The following is a 20,926-nucleotide window of genomic DNA, read 5'->3' as shown; positions in this document are numbered from 1 at the left end:
CTGAATAGATACAAAAATATATAAATAGCAATCTGTTAAAAAAACCGGGGCCGTTAACGCGCCCCGGTCTTTTTTCTGTCAGAAATCAGATGATATCAGCTCCAGTTGTAAAGCTCGTCAAGCTCTTCATCCTTGACCGCAAAGGTAAGATTGTGCGGTGCCAGAGGTTCGGTCTTGAAAAAGCGGGGGAGACGATCATCTTCAGCGCCAAATCCTGCCTTTGTATTGAACTCACGCTCCAGATTGAGAACCTTTTTACCTAAAGCGACAACATCGTCACCAGTCATCTCGATACCGTAAAACGCACCCAGCAAGTCGAGCAGGGCTTCAAAGGTTTCCGGCTGATCGAGAATCGGAAAGGCGATGAACAGACACATGCCGGTAGCATCAATCGCGGTTGTCGCGATCTGCAGGTTGCGTGACAGGTCGACCTGACCTTCGGGTTTGAGAGGATCAACATCGCCGCCGACTTTAAGGATGTTGGTAGCAACCGCGTAGCCGGCAGTGTGATCTGCACCCATGGTACTGGTAGCGTAGGTCACACCAATACCCTGAACTGTGCGTGGGTCGTAAGCGGGCAGAGCCTGACCTTTGACCACAGGAACCCTCTCCACCGCGAAGGCTTTGCCGGTCATTTCGGCGCCACCACCAAGAATCCGTCCCAGCGGAGTACCTTTGCCGACTTCGTCACGGACCAGTCGAATAGCCCCTTCGCAGTCACCGAATTCAATCACGCCGCCATCCATGGCGACACCGATGGCGACACCCATTTCGATCGTGTCTACGCCGATGTTGTCATCCAAAAAGTCGAGCATGGCAATAGTATCAAGGTCATCAATGCCACAGTGGCCACCATGGGACCAGACAGTTTCATATTCGGGCTGTTTGGTCAGGAATTTTCCGTCTTTATCGTTGTAAATTCCTGAACACTGGATAACGCAGCCACGGTGACAACCATGGGTGGCAAGGCCGCCGCGTTTGATTTCCAATTCGGCTTGGGCTTCGCCACTGATCTTGGTGCCGCCCTCAAAAAATCCGGTTTTAAAGTTGTTGGTCGGATAGCCACCCGCCTCATTGAGAACGTTGGTCAGGATATTGGTTCCGTAAGCAGGCAGTCCTTCTCCCGACACTGCATGCTTGCGAATTCCCTCGACATAGGCCCGATTGGCAGCCTTGAACTTTTCCGGATCTTTCGGTTGACGATGCTTGCAGCCGTTGTCATCAAAAATAATCGCCTTGACCTGCTTGGCACCCATGACCGCACCGACACCGCCGCGACCACAGTGACGGCTGGGTCGTACCTCAGGATCACTGCAGGCAATAGATGCGGCAGCCATTTTGCGCTCACCGGCTGAGCCGATGGTCATATAAGCGACCTTGTCGCCGTACTCTTCACGCAATTTCTCAACCAGTGGGTAATTGTCCATCAACTTCAGATTGTTGTCGACGCTGATAGTGACTTTGTCCTTGTCGATATGGATTTTGTAAAGATCATCGGTGGCCGGTTTACCTTCAATAATGATCGCTGCGTAGCCGAGCCGCGCCATGACCTGGGCGACCTGTCCCCCGGCATTCGACTCCTTGATGCCTCCGGTCAGTGGGCTTTTACAGCCAACGGAAATCCGGCCCGACATGGCAGCGGCCGTGCCACTCAGCATCCCCGGAGCGATGACAAGTTTGTTTTCCGCGCCCAGCGGATGACAGTCGGGGGGTACCTCTTTTGCCACAATCATCGATGTGGTTGCCCTGCCACCCAAAGCGGTAAATTCTCCCGCCTCTTCAATGCTCTGAGAAGGACCTCCTGATGCCCCCATGTTAATACGCAGAATTTTATCCATTTGTATCCTCCCTTGCGTGTAAATTACCAGCCGAAGTGAAGCCTCCCCGCATTGGGAGGTCAATCGTCACTGTCAGGCGCGACAGAACTCGGTCTTGCCAACTATTTAGTGTGAAACCTGGTCGGACGGAACTTGCTCTCAACCCAACACACTGAACTTGCTTTGAGCAAAAAACATGCCTTTTATAACAGTGGTTGTTTTTTCCCGCAGCCCGCAAAGCCGGGACAGGGGAGAGTCCTTTCAGAATAGCAGACAACAGGGTACTTGTCCTGAGAGGATATGATTTTTCCCAGGATGGCATCGACATGCCTTTTGTGGAAATTTTCTACACTGTCGCAAAAAACCACAGCGGACGCTTCAAGCGATGAATCCTGCTGAACATCAGTCAACGTCACCTGGCCACCTTGTCAAGCGTATGTCATCGTCAGGCCGACAGCTTGACCTTGCCGAAATCAAGACGATACGACGTGAAGCTTTTTATTTTCCAGCATCCCCTGAAAACCCCGCAGCCATAGGCAAGCTGTTCAAGAAAGTAGTAAAAGTAGAATTGTGGCAGCGACAGTTGCGCCCGGCGCACCTGATGATCAACCATGCCCACTCCCAACAGCACCAGCAACAGAACAACGGACAAGGGCGGATAGAGTATGGAAAGCGTCAGAAATAACGCCAGATAATAGCGCAGCAGATGATAACCGAGGTAATAGGCAAGGCTCCCGCAGGCCCGCACTCGGGCCGCGATCAGCGTTCCCAATCCGAGGGACAGACCCTGACTTGCCAGCTTCCGGCGCAACACCAAACCATCCGCCAACAACAGCAGAATGGCCGGGATCAAAAAAAGAACACTCAGACTGACGATGGCGCTTGCGGCGAAAAACAGAATGACCGCCAGGGCCCATGGTAGCGGCATTTTTTTGCCTCGTCGGGGATGCAGTTGCTGCAACAACCCTTCGGAAGTACCGTAGTCAAACCGGCGCCGCATAAAGGGCCACAGTCGACTGCGATGCGCATGAAAAACAACCCCTCGCGGTAAATAGCGAATTTTCCAACCCTTATCCCGTAACCGCCAGGTCAGATCAACATCCTCGCCCACATGCAGTTCGGTGCGGAACCCCCCGGCAGCGGCAAAGGCCGATTGGCGTACCAGTAGGTTACAGCTGGGCAAATAGAAGGTGTCGGCGCCGGAGTCTCCGACCATGTCACGGCGCCCCAGGTTGAGGCTTGACATCACTGCTTCATAGCGATCCAGGGCTGATTCATGGTGCATGCCGTCGACCCAGCCACCAACCGCAGCCAGACGCTCATCAGCAAATGCGGGCAACAGGTCATTGAGCCAGTCGGGTGCGGCGGTACAGTCGGAATCAATGAAGGCGAGAATGTCACCAGAGGCTGCCGCCGCCCCTCGATTGCGCGCCAGGGCGGGCCCCCCTCCGGTTGTTCCCGATGAAAGCACCAGCGCTCCCAATTGGCGGGCGACCTCCGGCGTTTCATCGGTACTGCCGTCATCGACAACGATGATCTGGAGCCTGTCATCGGGATAGTTCAGCTTATGCAGCGACAACAGGCATTGCGACAGGTCTTCAGCGCGGTCTTTGACCGGAATAATAATACTGACGGAGGGCAACCCAGGAAGCACTCCAAGGTCGTCCTGGACACACTCAATAAAGCCACCACTGTGAAGTTTTTGCAGGATGGCTTTTTCCGCATCCGATTGCGGCATGACCGTTTCAGTGGTCATGGGTTGAATCAGCTTTAATAACGAATCATTTAATTTGACCGTCCGTAACGGTCGCAATGATACCAGAAAGGCGCCCTGAGACGTACTTTTGATACTGATTCCCTGAGCCAGTCGATAGGCCATTATAGCGCCCCGTTTCCGAGACCTTCGGTGAATAAAATGTCCTGCAATCTGGCGGCAGTTGGTTCTGCCGACAGGGCACAGGTCTTTTCTTCCAGGCGCTTAAGGGACGAGGACAGATTCGCGGGCATCACGATAAGAGCTCCATGGGCTTCAATTAAACGACTGTCAAACGGCAACGCTAGTGCTGTCGGCAATCGAGGTTACACATCTCTCCAGACATTCCGGGTCGCCCTCGGAAATGTCATTTTTCAGATGGTAAGCAACGGCCGGACATCCTCCGTGGCATTGATCAAAGCGCTTGCAGTCTTCACAGGAATGGATCCGCAAGCCCCGGAACGAGGCGAAAATCTCCGCATCCTCCCAGATCTGCTGAAAACTTTGCTGCCGCAAGTCACCTGCGGTAAAAAATTCGGATTGCAAAAAGGCGCAGGGATAGACCTTGCCGCATGGATCGACACAACAGGTCAATTTACAGGCACCGCACAGGTTCAGCCCGAGGCCTTGTCGTTCCTGGCTGGTCAACGAAAAAAAACTGTCCCCGGTGCGGATATTTTCGTTACGCCCCAGCCAATCGGAAAAAGCCAGCAATTGAGACGCATTGGGTCGTAGCTCCTCCCAATTGTCGGCGCCCCGCCCGGAAGGGCGAAAACGGCTGATGCGCAGGGTCACACCGAGTTCCTCGGCCAGGGTACTCAAGGCTGGAATCTCATCGGCATTCTGGGTCGTTAATACCGTGTTGATACTGGTGGGGATCGGTGAACGTGCCAGCAGCTTGAGAGCACCGATCGCCGCAGCGTAGGTTCCCTTGCCGCGAATCTCTTCACAGGTTGTCTTTTGCGCACCATCCAGGCTGACCTGAATGGCGACCAGTCGATTACGCGAGAGTTGCTCGACCAGCTCCGCGTCGATCAGGGTGCCGTTGGTCGAAATACAGGTCATGATCCCGCGTTGGTGGCAGGCCTCAAGAATCTCCATAAAATCGGGACGCATGAAAGGTTCACCACCACCGAAATTAATCTGAAAAACCTTTTGCTGATGGAGCTGCTCGACCAGATCCAGAGCTTCCCGGGTCGTCAATTCATCCGCGGCCGGCTCTGCAGAAGAGGACAAGCAGTGGCGGCAGCGCAGGTTACACGCCAGGGTGACTTCCCAGGTCAGGTTGACCGGGGCACGCAACCCCTGTTCGACAAATCTATTGCTCACGCAAAAAACCCCTTTCCAGCAATTGTCCTAAAAATTTGTCCACACTGTTTTTTTGTTGCGTGGTCAAGTTGTCGGGCAACGCTTTTACCTGGTGCAGATTCTCAATAAAAGCTGCGTCAAGCAGACTGCCTGTTTCGGCAAAAAGCAGGCGCGGCCCCCGGGAATCATAAAACAGGAGGCCGAACCCCTCTTGTCGAACGCGACAGGCAGGGTGCAGCATGTAGCCTGCCGCAGCCATCTCAGTACACTCCGCAGATGCCGTCGATGGCGAGCTCTTCGATATGGAATTCGTCCATGATCTGCGGCTCTTCGTTTGTTGTTTCCACTTCTTCACACTCGGTATCGTACTTCTTGTCCATGTTATTCTCCTTCGGTAAATAGTTATTCACACGGTCTGTGTGTTGCCCTTCAACATATTGCAATGTCGGTGCCACATTATAACAGTGGTTTAGAGAAGACCTCCCGGAACCGATCAAAGTCGCGATTTTACGCAACATAGATTTTTTCAGCTGTGGAATTTCTGAACATTTCTAATGGATTTTTAACTGTTGAGGACGCCGTGCTTTGTGGAATATGTCTACACTGGCCACTTATTCTACAAAGCTTCGCGGGAGATTGGTGCCTTTATGGCCAGAGAACCGGGCGTGAGCGCCCGCTGGGTAGGGAATGAAATCTGCATTTGGTAAATAACCGGCGTTTATTTTAAGCTTACCTGGTTATGCACATAGCTCCAGTAACAAGGAGAGGGAGTATCATGTCGATAAAACATTCTCATTGCGGCTATTGCGGAATGCTGTATCAGCAGCAGACCTGGCCGCGTTATTGCGTCCATTGCGGACATGTCAGCTATCTGAATCCGTTGCCGGTGGTTGTCACCCTGGTGCCCATTGGCGTCGGCCTGTTGGGAATCAGGCGTAACACTGAACCAAGCAAAGGGAAGATCACCCTGCCCGGCGGCTATATCGATATGGGGGAGACCTGGCAGCAGGCAGCCAGTCGTGAAGTGCTGGAAGAGACGGGTATTTTTATTCCAACGGATCAAATCACCCTGTACGACGTGCTCAACGGTACCGATAACACTCTGGTAGTTTTCGGTCTGGCCGCCCCTCAACCGATACGTGTTTTAAAGCCCTTCTCGTCCCATGAAACGCAGGAAATCCTCTTGATTGATCGCCCCATGGAGCTCGGCTTTCCTAACCACACGCATCTGATTCGTAACTATTTCAATTCTTTAGGCATGTCGTTCTGATGGGAGATTATGCAATGCTAGCGAAGCCGTCCCATCTGACACTTCCTGCGAAAGTATTATTCAATAACTGTTCTGCTTTGGTTGCAGGAAATGGAGGGGCATCTGGTTTACCGGAGGGACGCCGGCAGTCGTACAATAAACTCCGACCCTTCACCAAGACGACTGTTAAGAAGAATATTTCCACCATGTTCTTTAATGATATTGTAAGTAATGGCCAGGCCAAGACCGGTTCCTGAACCGACTTCCTTGGTCGTATAAAACGGTTCCCAGATCCTGTCGACAATATCGTCGGACATGCCACAACCGTTATCGCTGATCACCATTTCGATCGTTTCTTCTGCGGCGCTGCGAGTCGACACTTCAACTTTGCCGCCCTCCTCAAGAGACTGATAGGCGTTGATCAACAGATTCATACAGACCTGACGTAAACCGGAAGGATCTGCCTTGATCCTCGGCAGGTTTTCTTGAAGGTTTTTTTCTACCTGGGTATGGCGATAGAGAGCATGGTATTTGAGCAATTCCATGACTTCCAGAAGAATCTGATTAATGTCGACGTACAGGGATACTCCTTCAGATTTACGACCAAAACTGAGCAGATGATTGATAATGTCCTTACATCGATAGACCTCGGTCGTAATCATTTTCAGATACGGTGGAAAGATATCCAGGCGAGGGTCTTTTGCCCCGCTGAGTTCATCACGAAACCGTCTTTCAAGAGCTTCGGCAAATCCGGCGATTGAGGACAGCGGATTGTTGATCTCATGGGCAATGCCGGTTGCCAGAACACCGATGCTTGAGAGTTTTTCCGTCTGAACAAGATGCAGTTCCTGCATGCGTTTTTCGGACACATCCCGCAAGAAAACCAGGGCGCGATGACGTCCTTCATGGGCATCGAAAATCGGCGTTGTCGTCACATCGAGGTAGTGTCGGTTTTTATCCAACAAGGTCAGAGTCAGTGAACTGTCGATCCTTTCCCCCCGTAATGCTCGTTCAACCGGACAGTTGTTGGCATCCGCAGCCGATCCCCGATGGAACAATTCGGCACAAGGCCGGCCGATTTGCGCCGCAACCGGAAGGAGCCGTTTGCTGACAACATTGTAATGCTGCACCCGGGCGTTCTGATCGTAAACCAGAATGGCATCGCCGATGGAGTCGAAAATCGCCTGAAGCTCATTGGTTATATTCCGCAACTCCACTTCGGCGCGTTTGCGCGCGGTAATATCCTGGGTGGTTCCATACAGTTTCAGCACCCTGCCGAAACTGTTGACCTGGGGTTCGATGATAGAATAAACCCAACGCTCCTCACCGGTTTCGAAACGCAGACGATGTTCAATCTCGTAGCTGCGTCCAAGTTCGATGCCGCTCTGCAAGTCGCTGATAACCTTACTCTGATCCTCAGGATGGACCACCCTGGCGAAGTTTTCCTGCGTCGCCTGTTCTTCACTGAGTCGTAAGATCCGCAGTAATTCGCTCGAAGCGACTACCTTGCCGGTGGCGGGTTCAAAGCTCCAGGATCCGACATGTGTCATGGCCTGGGCTTTGGCCAGATTATACTCGCTCTGGGCCAGGGCCTGTTCCGCCTGCTTTTTTTCGGTAATATCGACCAGCACCGCCAGGCACTCATTGCCCTGGTCGGTTACCTTCGCCTCAATACGCACAAACAGCTGGCGCTGTTCGGGGTGCATCAGTTGGACCCGGCAGGTCTCTTTGCGTTGGCCGGTAAAAACTTCCCGGAGAAAATCAGCGAAAATTGACCTGTCGTCAACGGCGATAAAACGCTCAAATTGATGCTGGACAAGGTCATCAAAATGGTGTCCGAGCAACGCTTCACCAGTCTGATTAACTGAAAGAATGACCCCATCGCGGTCGAAGGTCACATAGCCGACGGGAGCAGAATCATAAAGAAAAGCATAAGTATTACGGGAAGCTTCAAGCTCTTTCTGGGACTCCCTGAGTTGTTGAATGGTTTTCTGCAGCTCCACCTCTTTGGCATCCAGCTCCGGTGAATGAACCGGATGGTTGCCTTTTGCAACAGGTCTTCTGACTTTTCCCACGTTGTTGTTCATCTCTTATGTCAATTACCTAAAAGGACTAGAATGTTCATTGCTGACATCACGAAGGCTCATCAATACCTGCATGCGTCAACTGTTTTCGACGTTTCAAGATGTTGTGGAAATCTATTGCCGCCGTCATACCTTTTTGATGCGATAAAGAACTCCATTATATAAGAGCACGGCAATCATCGGGACCAGGAACCTCCGCGAACACCATCATTGCCGATTTCTTTTATCTTAATCTCCCCCTCTTTGCCGACTGTTTTTCCAGGGGTCGTGATCGCTGTTAGCAAGAGTAACGAGGCCGTTATTACCAGTTATCTCCCGGAGCGAAATTCTGTCGACGATAATCACGGCCGAGGGCATCAGCCGTCCAGATGGCGGCTTCAACCATGTCTGCCGTCACGGTAAACCAGCTGAAATGAATGGTTTCTCCCGGCTCGACAGCAGCTTGCGCAACCATTCTGATCTCTTCTGGACCGACATTTCCCAGATGAAGATCTTCAAGACAGATGGGCAGACCGACAGCAACACAAAAATCCTGTACTTGTCGGATATGCTGCCGTGGTTGCCCTTCCAGCACAAGTTGAGCCAGCAGAGCAAAAGCTACTTTTTCCCCGTGCAGAAGCCGTTGTGTTTGAGGCAGAACCGTGAAGCCATTATGAATCGCGTGGGCACCGGCATGCCCCGCATTTTCCGAACTTAAGCCACTCAGTAAAGTATTCGCTTCGACAATCGCCTCAACGGCCGGAGTGACCAGCTTCTGTTCAACGGCCAGTTTCGCCGATCGACCCGACTCCAACAAGGTATCATAGCACAGCCTTGCCAAGGTCAAGACTGCCAGGGTCGGAGTTTGCCCGCCTGAAAAACCGCTGGTCCGACCGCTCCGGGCACAGGTTGCAGATTCCCAGTAACAGGCCAGGGCATCACCCATCCCGGCTACCAGAAATTTTACCGGGGCCTTGGCAATAATCTCCGTGTCAACCAGTACACATTCAGGATTGCGGCGCAGGGACAGATATTGTTCAAAACTTCCCTCATCGTTGTAGATCACGGTTAAAGCGGAACAGGGTCCGTCGGTAGCCGCCGTGGTCGGAACGACAATCACCGGCAGATTCAGTTCATGGGCGACCGCCTTGCCGGCATCCAACGCCGCGCCCCCCCCCAGAGCGATAATCAGGTCAGCTCCCTGGTCTTGGGCCACTGCGGCCAGACGGTGAATCTCTTTCCAGGTAGAAATACCGCGAAAAGGTTCTGCGCAGCAGCTGAGCTCCTCTTGCGTAAGACTCTCTTCAATGCACCCGGCGCCCAGAGACAGGGCCGTATTTCCACCGATCAGTAAAGCCTTACTGCCCAGAGCCAGAGCGTGTGTGCCGATCCGGTTGAGCGCTGCTGGTCCCTGAATATAACGGCCCGCTGAAAATAATACTCTCATGGGTAAGTCTCTTCTGTCTTGAGGGCTTTTTTAATGGATTCATTCACATGGTCTGTCTTTACCAGTGACTGCGACCGCTACCATCGAAGGTCGGCTCATCTCCACCACCGCCGCGCGTGTAATAATCACGATAATTGTAATCCGAATCGACCTCGACCTGATCGAATGATCTTTTGGAACGATGCTCCTCTTCAAGATAGATATTGCGGAACAGATCCTCGATAATCTCGTTCAGATCATCAATACTCTTGACTTCCTCGACGCGATCGCAATAGCTGCCATAGGTGTCCAGGATACAATCTCCACGTTTCCACAAAGATTTCTCTTCCGGACTCAGCCACAGCATGTAGCCGGCTTTTTCCCGCAACTGTTCAAGAACCCAGGCGTTTGCTTCATTGTAATTATTGCGCGCATCGCCTAAAAAAATCACCGCCGGACGGCCGCGGAGGTTATCCAGAAATTTATCCTTGAAGGCCTGCAGCACTTTTCCGTAATCGCTGTTGGCATCAAGATCGACAATTGTGCCGCTGTCGATCTGACCGAGCATATGATTGATCGGAGCGTTGTTCAGCATGTCAGTAATTTCCGCCAGATCGGCGTTAAAAACAAAACTGCGGACAGCCATCAGACGATTGTGCAGGGTGTGCAACAACAACAGCATGAATCGGGAGGCATGACTGACCGAGTAACTGACATCACAGAGCACGACAAGGCGGGGTTTCTGCTTTTTTTTGCGCCTTAGGGCCAGCACAAAAGGGACCATGCCGCTACGGTAGTTTTTCTGAATGGTCCGTACGACATGGATTTTCCCTCGATTTTCCATGTTTTTGACGCGCCGGATATCTTTTTTGAGCCGTAGCAACATCCGCGCAACGGCATCCTCCATCGCCTCGATTTCCTGAGGACTGAAAGTGATATCACTTTGCTGGGCAAATGGTTGATTGTAGGCCATGGTGATGGGATTTTGCGCCATGCGCATCGATGGACGCGGTGCTTCCATGGCTTTCCGGTAGCCCTTCAGACGAATTTCCGTTTCGGTTCCGTCAAGATCGTCGAGACTTGTTTCCCGCAGTCCAATCAGGTCATTAAGGTCATCAGCGCTGAAGCCGGCATCAACATGAGCCAGGGTCATGTTCTCATTGATCATCTCAGGGTTGGTGCCAAGCATTTTTTCCCCGTCGATGGCAAAAACAACTTGGCTCAGCAGATCCTGAGGGTCAAGACCCATTCCTTCGGGATAATTGTTAAAGAAACGTGCAAAAACCCGGTCAAAAACAGGAATATCGTGAACGTTTTTAACCAGGGTCAGGCGTAGCATTGACCTCACCGAATCACGGGCTTCCAGTCCGCCGAAAGTTAGCGCACGGACGGCGTCAAGGCTTTCCCCCGGGGACACCCGCAACCCCTCTTTGCGCAAATCGGTAATAAATCTGGTGATGACTCTTTCCACGTTTTTATTCCAGTTCTTCGCGCGCCAGATCATTGACTTTTTCAAGATCGGCATGATGCTTGGAAATGACGCCAACGGTATTACCGACTACTGTCGGGGTTAATTTGTTGATATGAAGTATCATCAGAACCTTGGCCCAGTCGAGGGTCTCCGACACACTTGGCGGCTTGCGCAGATTCAGGGATCGTACCTTGCGAATAAAAGAAACCATCTGTTGTGCCAGTTCCACACAAATGTCCGGAAATCGCGTTTGCACAATTTCGACTTCGCGCTCAAACTCCGGATAATCGATATACATGTACAGACAGCGCCGGCGCAAAGCATCTGAAATCATGCGCGTGCCGTTACTGGTGAGAATAACCAGGGGTTTCTGCTTCGCTTCAATCACCCCGAGCTCGGGAATTGACACCTGAAAATCACTTAAGCACTCGAGCAGAAGGGCTTCAAATTCATCATCAGAGCGATCAATTTCATCAATCAGCAACACCGAACGTTGTTCCGAAAGAAAACTGCGCAAAATCGGACGCTGAACAAGAAAGTGTTCAGAAAAAAACAAATTTTCTTCGCTTGCTAAAGATTCCACTGCCTCACGCAAATCACTAGTGGCACACAAATGGCGATCCAACTGGGTGCGCAGCATCTGGGTATACAGCAACTGCTTGCCGTATTCCCAATCATAAAGGGCTTTACCCTCATCAATGCCTTCGTAACACTGCAGACGGACCAAAGGAAACTTCATTGATTCAGACAGGGTTTTCGCCAGACCGGTTTTACCAACCCCAGGAGGACCCTCGATAAGAATCGGTTTCTCCATGCGCAGGGCAAGAAAAACTGCCGTTGCAATGGCGTCGTCAGCAACATACCCGCCTTTTCTGAGTAACTCCCTTACATCTGCTTCCGTCTTCATATTCACCTCTTATTGCCTCAGTGACAAAACAGTTAAAAATTGGACTCGATCGACATTCCCGCGAAGACGGGAATCCAGTGTGATTTTAGATTGTTAAAGAAATGATTCCGGATAAATGCACCCGGAGATGACAAGTTTTTTTCTACTGAAACTGTAGCAAAGAGACACACGAGTTCTACAAAACAGCCGCCGGCTGCAAAAAACAAAAAGCCGGCGGCTGATCGGTTCAATTAATCAAGAAATCAAGGGATTACATGCAGCCCTTGAACACCGCACGCATGTTGTCAAAGCCGATGTCTACCGGATTGCCTTCGGAACAGATATCAGCGGCAGCAAACTTTGACAGGCCATCGAGGTCTTCTTCCCTCAGGCCGAGGTCACCGAATGTGGTCGTGATGCCGAGATCATCCTTGAGCTCCTGGATCATTTCGATGAACAGTTCGCCCGCCTTCATATCGGAGATATGGCGCGTGTCGATACCAGCGGCGCGGGCCATCATAGCGAAGCGCTCGGGGCAGGCCGGCAGGTTGAGGCGACATACGTCGACGAGAGCGATAGCGTTGCACAGCCCGTGAGGTGAATCGTAGAGACCACCCATGGCATGGGCCATGGAATGGACGATGCCGAGACCGGCGCTGTTGAAGCTGATGGCAGCTGCCATTTCGGCCCAGACCATCTGCTCAATGGCTTTTTCATTGTTGCGGTTAGCCGAAGACTGGCGCAGGTTGGCAAAAACTTCGGTAATTGCCCACAGGCCCGGACCGTAAGCCGACTGCACACAGAGGCGAGAAGCAATCGCCTCAACCGCGTGAGTCAGTGCGTCCATACCGGTGTAGGCAGCGAGATTTTGCGGCATACACTGATGCAACAATGGATCATTGATCGATTTGCTTGGGGTGCAGTTCGGATCAAATAAAGCCATTTTGTATTTTTTTTCGGTATGGTTGATGATCGAGAAGCAGGAGACTTCTGAACCGGTACCGGAGGTGGTGTTAATTGCCAGTTGTGGGATCTTGTTGGCTTTTGTTGCCTTGAAGGCCCCTTCAAAGCTGCGGACATCCTGACCGTCATGGCTGTAGACCAGTTTAATCGCTTTGGCGCAGTCGGTGGTTGATCCGCCGCCGATGCTGATGATGCCGTCAAACTTGCCTGAAGCCAGCACCTTGGCCCCTTCCATAACTTCAAAATCTTTAGGATTCGGGGTGGCCTTGTCAAATACTTCAGAGGTAACACCGGCGTGCTTCAGAACGCCCTGGATGGTTTCAATGATGCCGGTTCCTTTGAGGCCGGTGGTGACGATCAGGGCGTTGTTCATTCCCAGGGCTTTGGCATCGTTGCCAACCATGGTATGCGCACCCCAGCCGATATTAACCGACGGATAGGCGTGGGACATTTTGATCGGGTATTCGCGTCTTTCGTTGCTGAGGGTACGTTTTACATCTCTAAAATGTGGCATGATCTGTCTCCCTTTGTATTAGGTGCTCAAATTGAGCACATGAACAATTTGATGGCGCTAAACCGGGTCGATACAGTTAAGGTAACGGCGTTTTACCCTGAGTTGTTCACCACCTGTCGAATGCAAAAGCTTTGAACGTCGTGTCACCAAGGCTCTTCAGCAATACACAGACCCTCTTTAAGCAAACACAGTGCCAACTGAAAACAATGTTTTATAGATTAACTTAAAGATGCCGTTTAGCGGACGGATTTCTTTTTTACCAACAAAAGATACGGGGAAAATGTAGGATTAGCCAAGGGGGACAAGCGGCCGGACGGCCCGGCGGAGTAGGGAAAATATCTACACTGGGGAGTTTTTCGCCAGTTTCACCGATGATGGGTGGGTGGGTAAATGGCACTTGCCGGCGATCTGTAGAAAAACGTTTCTCCGGGCCGACTATGGGCGGATAGTTGTTTTTTCTTTCCAGCACGAAATCGCCTGCCGTTGCCGGCAGCGATCCTCGACCACCAGAAAATTGTTGAAACTACTCCAGGTGCGACCCATGCAGCCACCGCCGCAAGTATTCCGTAAGACACAGAACTGACACTCGGGCAGGGATGTGACCCGCGCCTGACTGAGTTGTTGCAAATCGGACCAGAGTGGCAGCCCTTCCCTTAATGCTGCTTCAAGCCCTTTTGAAAAGACATCCTCGACGGCGTAAGAATCGGCATGACACATCAGGCAGGGGTATAGAATCCCTTCTGCGGTGAGATAGGGTGTTTTGATAAACGAGCAACCTTGGGCGTTCGAGCCCTCAGAACGACACCATTCCAGCGCGGCCACACAGCCGATTGCTTGATAATTCCGGCGGAAGATCTCATCCTGCTGCCAGCGCTCCAATAACCCAATGTACTGCTCGGGCTGCGGCGGCTGGACTAAGCCCTCCTTGCCGGCACGGCCACACTGGACAAGGGCACCGCTACTGACAGAAGCGATACCAAGTTCGGCAGCGAGGGAAAATACTGCCGATAATTCGTGCAAATTGTGTTGCATTTCCGTAAAAAAAATCGCCAGCCGGGGGGCGAATCCAAGAGCGACCAGCTTTTTCAAAACCTCTATGGTCCGGTGATAAGAATTTCGCCCACGGATCAGATCGTGGGTTTGTGCACAGGCGCCGTCGAGACTGAGTTGGATCTGTAAATGGTCAAATCCCGGTAAAGTTAAAGCGCTTATACTGGTATCGTCAAACAACAAACCATTGGTTTGCAGAATAATCCGGGACAAATTTCGTTCTGCGGCATAGGTTAAAAAATCCAGCCATTGGGGGTGAAGTAACGGCTCTCCCCCCGTCAACCTCAAGCTGGAGCCTCCCAATGTGATAAAATCGTCCAGCACTTGAAAAAAAGAAGCCGGCGGTACCAGCGACTCCGACCGCGACGGCCCCGCCTCAAACCAGCAGTGGGCACATTGCAGGTTACATGTGGTGGTGACAGCAATGGTCAACGTCTGCGGAAGAGACAACCCTGCTTGCTCATAATCGTTAACTATCTGTTGGTCAGCCATGGATTCTTCGGATCAATATGTTTATGCACTACAGATCAAGAACAGCAGGTGGTGGCGCGATTCAGAATGGAATGAATACTGTAGATTTTTGCTACAAACAGGCATTCCCTCTTCCAAGGAGTCCTACAGACAAACCTGTTCATTAACAACCACGTTTTTCAAATATTCGTTCAGTCCACATCGCAATATAGAAGAAACATCCACGGTGGCGCTTTGCCGCACCCGTTGCAGCATCTCCCACTCCGCCTTATTGACGCGAACAGAAAGGACATATCTTTTCGGCTGCTTCGCTCTTTTTCCCACGACATATCTCCTAATAATCAGCTCAAGGCCTCAGGCCTCCAGTCCGTATCTTTCCAGCTTGGTGTAAAGTGTCTTGCGATCAATCTCAAGGATTCTGGCGGCCAGGCTCTTATTCCCTTCAACCGATGCCAAAACCTTGCCAATATGCTCCTTCTCGACCATCCACAAAGGAACAATCCCGGCGTCCACGGACTCATTACCGCCCTTTGGATAGGGTTGCCGGGGTGGCGTGAAGGGTAAAAGATCCAGCGATATCACCGGTTCCAGGGCCAGAATACTGGCCCGGCGGATGACATTTTTCAATTCTCTGATGTTGCCCGGCCAATGGTGGCTGTAGAGGGCAGCGACGGATTCATCGGTAACTTCCCAGGGGGGTTGATCGGACGATGTTTTTTCTTTTAGAAAATGCAGCACCAGCGGCAGGATATCTTCTTTTCGCTCACGCAAAGGAGGAAGATTAATTGGTAGCAGATTGATCCGGTGGAAGAGATCTTCGCGAAAAGTCCCTTTGTCCACACAATCCTGGAGTTTTTTATTGGTGGCAAAAACAAAACGGACGTCAACGCTGATATCACGGCTTCCGCCCAACCGTCTGAAGGTCCCGGTTTCGATGATACGCAACAGCTTCACCTGGACGTCAAGGGACATTTCCGATACTTCGTCCATAAACAGAGTGCCATTGTCAGCCAGCTCGAAAAGTCCGGCGCGAGCCTTGTTGGCGCTGGTAAAAGCTCCCTGCATATGACCAAACAGTTCGCTTTCGGCCGTATTCACATCGAGGCGACCGCAATTAACGGTCACAAAAGGCTTGTCTTTGCGGCGACTGGCATCATGAACGGCGCGGGCAATCAACTCCTTGCCGGTTCCGCTTTCGCCAAAAATCAGTACATGCTCTTCCGTGGCTCCCCAGCGTTTGACGACGGATAAAATTTTTTCAATCGCAACGCTTCTACCGATGATCTGATGATTTTCAAGCTTGCCGATGGCCATCTTGAGGTTGATGTTTTCCCGCCGCAGATGATTTTTTTCATGGGCCTTGTCGATGACAATCTCGAGCTCATCGAGCTTAACCGGTTTTGTGAGGTAGTCATAGGCTCCCAGCTTGATACATCTGACAGCGGTATCTATGTCGCCGTGTCCGGTGAACATGATGATTTCGGGGACGCTGGAATGTTCACGCATCCTTTCAAGAGCTTCGACCCCGCCCATTTCCGGCATTTTGACATCCAGAAGTACCACACTGAAGCACTCTTCGACATAGCGCTCAACGCCTTCCCGACCACTGGCAGCTGTCTGGACAAGGTATCCGCTGCGGGCCAGTTCCATTTTCAGAAGTTCCCGCAGAGGGGCCTCATCTTCGACAATGAGAACTTTCGCTTTTTCGTTCATTGAACATCCTGACCTAACGGTATTTTTACATGAAATTCAGAACCGACGCCGATCTGACTGTGGACCTCGATGGACCCGTGATGCTTTTCAATGACGTCGTAGGTAATCGCCAGACCGAGGCCCTGGCCTTTGCCAACCCCCTTGGTAGTAAAGAATGGACTCCAGATTTGATCAAGCATGCCGGGTTCAATGCCACAACCATCATCAATGACCTTGACGACAACTTCAGTCGTATTGAAATCGGTTTCGAGGCGAACCGTTCCGGATTCAGAAATCGCATGAAAGGCGTTCAGTACCAGGTTCAGAATGACCTGCCTTAAGGCGCTGGCGTCTCCCAGAACCGGGGGAAGAGGGTCACGAAGATGATTCTGTAGCGTAATTCTTTCATCCCGACCCTTGTGCTGCAGCAATTCCAAAACTTCTCCTATAATCATGTTGAGATCGACTCGCTCGAAGGAACCATCCGATTTACGGCTGAAGCTGAGCAGGCTTTCGATAATTCCCTTGCAGCGGTAGGCCTCCCTGACGATGACCTCCAGATACTTCGGGAACTCAAGCAGGCGTTGATCCCCGACCAGGCTTGGATCGTCACGGAAACGCCGTTGCAGCGCCTCGGCATAGCCCGCGACAGAGGTCAAAGGGTTATTGATCTCGTGGGCGACACCGGCTGCCAGCACCCCGATACTCGACATTTTTTCGGCATGCAGGAGTTGCAGTTCGCGCATCCTCCGGTCAGTCACATCACGAAAGAAGACCAGGGCGCGAGTTCCGCCTGCCAGATCCTCAATCGGAGTAACCACCACATCATAAAAAGCCTTACGTCCGTTATCATCATGAATACGGTAATACGAAAGGTGGGAACTTTTTCCACCTAAAGCTTTTTCGATGGGGCAGAAGTCAGGGTTCGACTTTTTATCCGCATGAAATAAAGCTTTACAGTTTGTCCCGATCAGCGTTTCCGTTGGAAAAAAGCGCGGACAAACATGGTTACGATGCTGAACAAGTCCTTTAGCGTCATAGATAACGACGGCGTCGCTGATGGCATCAAAGATCGCTTGCAGTTCGGCTTTTTTTACCCGCAGACTGAGGTTGGCCGCCTCAAGTTCCTGGATTTTCTGCCTGACCTCACCGTAGAAACCGATTTTTGAACTTTCGATTCCGAGCAACGTATTAAGAAAGTTATCGTCCACCTGAGTGGGTTTGATCTGTTTCATCAGAAGGATCTCTTTAAGATGCCCAGCAGATCTTCTGCGTCTGTCTGGCGCGGTGATGTCAGGACACAGACATCCTGCAGTGCCAGCTCCGCAAGCTTATTAAGGTCCTCTTCGCGAACCCCCAGAGTTCTTAATCCGCGTGGGGAGCCTCCGGCATCGAGTAAGTTTTCTATTACGCTGACCGTCATTTCTTCGGCAAATTCTTCGTTCCCTTTCAATTCGCAGCCCAGGGCATTCAGCAAGCCGGCAATCTTCTCCGTGACGACCGGGTAATCATACTTAACCACTTCCGGAAGAAGAATCGCGTTGACGTCACCATGATTAACATCGTAAAGACCACCGATCGGGTGCGACAGGGCATGTCCGATGCCAAGCAGGGCGTTTGAAAAAGCCATGCCGGCATGCAGGCTTGCGCGCGACAAATCTTCAAGATCCTCGATACGATGTTCCCGGACCGCTCTGACATAACTTTTGGCCAACAAGGTCAACGCCTGCAACGCATTGACATCGGTCAAACTGGATGCCGCAACGGAAAAATAGGCTTCTATTGCGTGGGCGAGGGCATCGACAGCGGTGCTGCCGACATGGTGTTGGGGTAACGTCAGTAATGTCTCAGGGTCGGTCAGGCTGATATCAGGGGCAATGCAACGGCTCATAATCGTAAATTTGCACAGCTGTTCGGTATCATTGATAACCGCAAACTGGGACACGTCGGAACCGGTACCGCAGGTGGTGGGACACAGTACCAATGGTGGAATAGGTCGATGAATTTTATCACTGCCCCGATAGTCGCCAATCCGTCCTCCGTTGGCACTTAGAATAGCGATACCTTTGGCAGCATCCATCGCACTGCCACCCCCAAGGCCGACAATAACATCCGCTCCCTTGGCGACATACTCTCTGAACCCTGATTCAATCTCGTAGTCTTTCGGATTGGGGGTGATCTGGTCGAAATAAACAACATTCAAGCCGGATTCATGTAAACTCTTTATTGCCAGGTCAACCCAGCCGGCTTTAAATACCCCCTGATCGCTGACCAGAAAAACCTGCTTTCCCCCTAATCGCCGGGCACAGGAGCCTACCTGCCGCAAAAGGCCACGACCGAAAATGATTTCCGGTACCTCAAATTTGTAATGCTGAAAGCCGCCTTTTCCAGTCATTGAACCTCTTGACATCAACGGAGGGAAATCACTGACACCATATCTAATGCAGTATATACTAAGCAATACTCATGCCGAACAATAACATTGTTTTATTTTTTTAAAGTTTCGTTCGCTCCATGCCCAGGATGAGCATAAACTCTACAATGGCGCAATAATCCTCAGATTCGACACTGTCGCTAATGTAAGTCTAAAACACATGCCTTATTAATCCTCTGGAAAGAATCTAAAGTCATTTATTATAAATAGTTAGCTGTTTTTTATGTTTTCTCATCTGTCCGTACCCGGATCAGGCCAAATTTATTGATTCTGCTGAATGTGAATAGACGCAGAAAAATCTATCCATTTTCTCCCCATCATTTACCTACAATACCCGCTATCAATATCAAAAAACTAAAGAAAAAACCGATATAACGCCGTTTTTATTTGTGGCACCGGTATTGCAGTGGGTCACTGCGTCACCAGGCAGCACGGCAGTATTGAAGTCTCTAAGTCTCTTTAATAGCAGGGGAAGGTCGTTCCAGGCCTTTTTCGTTACAGCGTTTCAAAAAACCAGGAGGACAAGAAATGCCAAAGTATCTTATCGAACGTGAGCTGCCCGGGGCAGGTGATCTTACGCCTGAAGTTCTGCAACAGATCTCTCAAAAATCATGTACCGTCTTGCAAGGGCTGGGGCCCCAGATTCAGTGGGTTCAGAGTTACGTTACCGCAGACAAGATCTACTGTATCTACCTTGCTCCAAACGCGGAAATGGTCCTTGAACATGCCCGTCAGGGGGAGTTTCCCGCTAACACTGTTGTCGAGGTCAAGTCAATCATCGATCCAACCACCGCGGAATAAGCAACTATTGATTCATTTTGTGATTTTCGCGGGAAGATTCCCGCGAAAATCACTCAGGAGGAAGGTTATGACCCTAGCAATACTTGTAGCTATCAGTTTGATGTGGATTTCCGTAGCGATTCTGTTTTTAGGCAAGGGAGAAGCCAAAGGTACCGGAGCCATCACTGCTTTTGTTGGCCTGGTGACGGTCGTCGGCGCCTTTGTCCAGACCGCCCTGTTTCAGGACGGCTTTACCGGAGGGCTGTTGTTCGCTCACGGTCTGCTGTATTGCACCGTCGCCTACGCGTTAATGACCGGGCTTGAAGATCTGCGTTCCGTGGGGAACGTCAGTTTAACCGTCGCCTGTATTTCAGCTATCTACATGGTTCTGTTCTTTACCGGCGGCATCGCTGCGGACGGCTCCGTGCTCATCGGCCAGAGCAATTACTTCGCCCTGGCGTGCGCCGGGTATACGGTGCTGACCCTGGAAGTGTGGCTGAACGCCTACGGCAAACTCAAGGCCAGCACCCTGGCCTGGTCTTTGATCATCTGGGTTCCCGTCGGCTTATGGATTCCGGCCTTCATGCTGATGTCCACAGGCGCACTGCCATTTTAATTTTATCTGCCATTTATCATTTCAAACCAGCTGCCGGCGGCGTGAACAGCTCCGGCAGCCTTGAAAGGACGGAAACAACATGAAATCAGCACAGATTTTAAGGGGACTCCTGACGTGTTTTATTGTTCTTGCACTCAGCCTTCCCGCTTCAGCGGCAATTACCCTTTATGATAAAGATGAAACAACCTTCAGTGTTGATGGATCGTTCAACACCTTCTACGTTTACAGCCAGAGCGATAAAAATGCCGAGATGGGCGGACCTGATCGCGATCAGTCGCGGGTCAAAATGGGCTTTCTGCCCAACTGGATCGGTTTTAATTTCGGTAAACAGGTGGGAGACCTTAAATTAGGTGGTCGCTCGTCTTTCTGGGTCACAATCAATGACAGCGACAACAACTTAACGGAAACCGGTATTGATGTCCGGCAGTTCTAC

20 protein-coding genes are annotated in these 20,926 nt (G+C 51.2%); 4 read left to right on the top strand and 16 right to left on the bottom strand.

Features of this window, described 5'->3' with window-relative positions; translation table 11 throughout:
• Positions 1–95: 95 nt before the first annotated feature.
• From AC6F7T_RS01565 to mftA, 6 genes are all read right to left on the bottom strand, one after another.
• The gene (locus AC6F7T_RS01565) at positions 96–1,838 is read right to left on the bottom strand and encodes an aldehyde ferredoxin oxidoreductase C-terminal domain-containing protein (protein WP_500716214.1); all 1,743 of its coding nucleotides are present in this window, start codon (positions 1,836–1,838) and stop codon (positions 96–98) included.
• Positions 1,839–2,262: 424 nt separating this feature from the next.
• The gene (gene mftF / locus AC6F7T_RS01560; protein ID WP_500716213.1) at positions 2,263–3,696 is read right to left on the bottom strand and encodes a mycofactocin biosynthesis glycosyltransferase MftF; all 1,434 of its coding nucleotides are present in this window, start codon (positions 3,694–3,696) and stop codon (positions 2,263–2,265) included.
• Complete coding sequence (locus tag AC6F7T_RS01555; RefSeq protein ID WP_500716212.1) at positions 3,696–3,824, bottom strand: hypothetical protein; 129 nt, start codon at positions 3,822–3,824, stop codon at positions 3,696–3,698. Before AC6F7T_RS01555 ends, mftF begins: the two co-directional genes overlap by 1 nt.
• A 37-nt stretch (positions 3,825–3,861) precedes the next feature.
• Positions 3,862–4,899 (bottom strand): mycofactocin radical SAM maturase, encoded by a 1,038-nt coding sequence (gene mftC, locus AC6F7T_RS01550; protein ID WP_500716211.1) that lies wholly within the window; start codon positions 4,897–4,899, stop codon positions 3,862–3,864.
• Positions 4,889–5,137: a mycofactocin biosynthesis chaperone MftB gene (gene mftB / locus AC6F7T_RS01545; protein WP_500716210.1), complete on the bottom strand. Its 249-nt coding sequence runs from the start codon at positions 5,135–5,137 to the stop codon at positions 4,889–4,891. Before mftB ends, mftC begins: the two co-directional genes overlap by 11 nt.
• Before the next feature lies 1 nt (position 5,138).
• Positions 5,139–5,258 carry a variant-type mycofactocin precursor gene (mftA, locus tag AC6F7T_RS01540; RefSeq protein ID WP_500716209.1) on the bottom strand — a complete coding sequence of 40 codons (120 nt, stop codon included), beginning with the start codon at positions 5,256–5,258 and terminating at the stop codon, positions 5,139–5,141.
• A gap of 395 nt (positions 5,259–5,653) precedes the next feature.
• On the opposite strand from mftA, the gene AC6F7T_RS01535 reads away from it, so the two are divergent.
• On the top strand, positions 5,654–6,148 hold the full coding sequence (locus AC6F7T_RS01535; protein WP_500716208.1) for an NUDIX domain-containing protein: 495 nt from the start codon (positions 5,654–5,656) through the stop codon (positions 6,146–6,148).
• Positions 6,149–6,255: 107 nt separating this feature from the next.
• Here AC6F7T_RS01535 and AC6F7T_RS01530 read toward each other — a convergent pair whose 3' ends face one another.
• The 10 genes from AC6F7T_RS01530 to AC6F7T_RS01485 form a co-directional block, all read right to left on the bottom strand.
• On the bottom strand, positions 6,256–8,214 hold the full coding sequence (locus AC6F7T_RS01530) for a PAS domain-containing protein (protein WP_500716207.1): 1,959 nt from the start codon (positions 8,212–8,214) through the stop codon (positions 6,256–6,258).
• A gap of 298 nt (positions 8,215–8,512) precedes the next feature.
• The gene (locus AC6F7T_RS01525; RefSeq protein ID WP_500716206.1) at positions 8,513–9,637 is read right to left on the bottom strand and encodes a glycerol dehydrogenase; all 1,125 of its coding nucleotides are present in this window, start codon (positions 9,635–9,637) and stop codon (positions 8,513–8,515) included.
• Positions 9,638–9,695: 58 nt separating this feature from the next.
• Positions 9,696–11,087: a VWA domain-containing protein gene (locus AC6F7T_RS01520; RefSeq protein WP_500716205.1), complete on the bottom strand. Its 1,392-nt coding sequence runs from the start codon at positions 11,085–11,087 to the stop codon at positions 9,696–9,698.
• A 4-nt stretch (positions 11,088–11,091) separates the two neighbouring features.
• Positions 11,092–11,994, bottom strand: a complete 903-nt coding sequence (locus AC6F7T_RS01515; protein ID WP_500716204.1) for an AAA family ATPase — start codon at positions 11,992–11,994, stop codon at positions 11,092–11,094.
• A gap of 250 nt (positions 11,995–12,244) precedes the next feature.
• Positions 12,245–13,450, bottom strand: coding sequence for an iron-containing alcohol dehydrogenase (locus AC6F7T_RS01510; RefSeq protein ID WP_500716203.1), 1,206 nt, complete (start codon positions 13,448–13,450; stop codon positions 12,245–12,247).
• 435 nt (positions 13,451–13,885) lie between these two features.
• Positions 13,886–14,992 carry a radical SAM protein gene (locus tag AC6F7T_RS01505; protein WP_500716202.1) on the bottom strand — a complete coding sequence of 369 codons (1,107 nt, stop codon included), beginning with the start codon at positions 14,990–14,992 and terminating at the stop codon, positions 13,886–13,888.
• A gap of 123 nt (positions 14,993–15,115) precedes the next feature.
• Positions 15,116–15,295 (bottom strand): hypothetical protein, encoded by a 180-nt coding sequence (locus AC6F7T_RS01500; RefSeq protein ID WP_500716201.1) that lies wholly within the window; start codon positions 15,293–15,295, stop codon positions 15,116–15,118.
• A gap of 30 nt (positions 15,296–15,325) precedes the next feature.
• Positions 15,326–16,684 carry a sigma 54-interacting transcriptional regulator gene (locus AC6F7T_RS01495; protein WP_500716200.1) on the bottom strand — a complete coding sequence of 453 codons (1,359 nt, stop codon included), beginning with the start codon at positions 16,682–16,684 and terminating at the stop codon, positions 15,326–15,328.
• Positions 16,681–17,898, bottom strand: a complete 1,218-nt coding sequence (locus AC6F7T_RS01490) for an ATP-binding protein (RefSeq protein ID WP_500716199.1) — start codon at positions 17,896–17,898, stop codon at positions 16,681–16,683. The genes AC6F7T_RS01495 and AC6F7T_RS01490 overlap by 4 nt, the downstream gene beginning before the upstream one ends.
• Entirely contained in the window at positions 17,898–19,058 is a 1,161-nt protein-coding gene (locus tag AC6F7T_RS01485; protein WP_500716198.1) for an iron-containing alcohol dehydrogenase, read from the bottom strand. The genes AC6F7T_RS01490 and AC6F7T_RS01485 overlap by 1 nt, the downstream gene beginning before the upstream one ends.
• A gap of 567 nt (positions 19,059–19,625) precedes the next feature.
• Here AC6F7T_RS01485 and AC6F7T_RS01480 point away from each other — a divergent pair.
• The 3 genes from AC6F7T_RS01480 to AC6F7T_RS01470 all read left to right on the top strand — a co-directional run.
• Entirely contained in the window at positions 19,626–19,898 is a 273-nt protein-coding gene (locus tag AC6F7T_RS01480) for a nickel-binding protein (protein WP_500716197.1), read from the top strand.
• A 67-nt stretch (positions 19,899–19,965) separates the two neighbouring features.
• Positions 19,966–20,493, top strand: a complete 528-nt coding sequence (locus tag AC6F7T_RS01475) for an AmiS/UreI family transporter (RefSeq protein WP_500716196.1) — start codon at positions 19,966–19,968, stop codon at positions 20,491–20,493.
• A 79-nt stretch (positions 20,494–20,572) separates the two neighbouring features.
• Positions 20,573–20,926 (top strand): hypothetical protein (locus AC6F7T_RS01470; RefSeq protein ID WP_500716195.1); only part of this gene is annotated, 354 nt, incomplete at its 3' end.

Source organism: Pelovirga sp. (genome assembly GCF_059864205.1).
The sequence above is the reverse complement of the archived record's forward strand: the minus strand, read 5'-3'. Positions and strand labels throughout refer to the sequence as shown.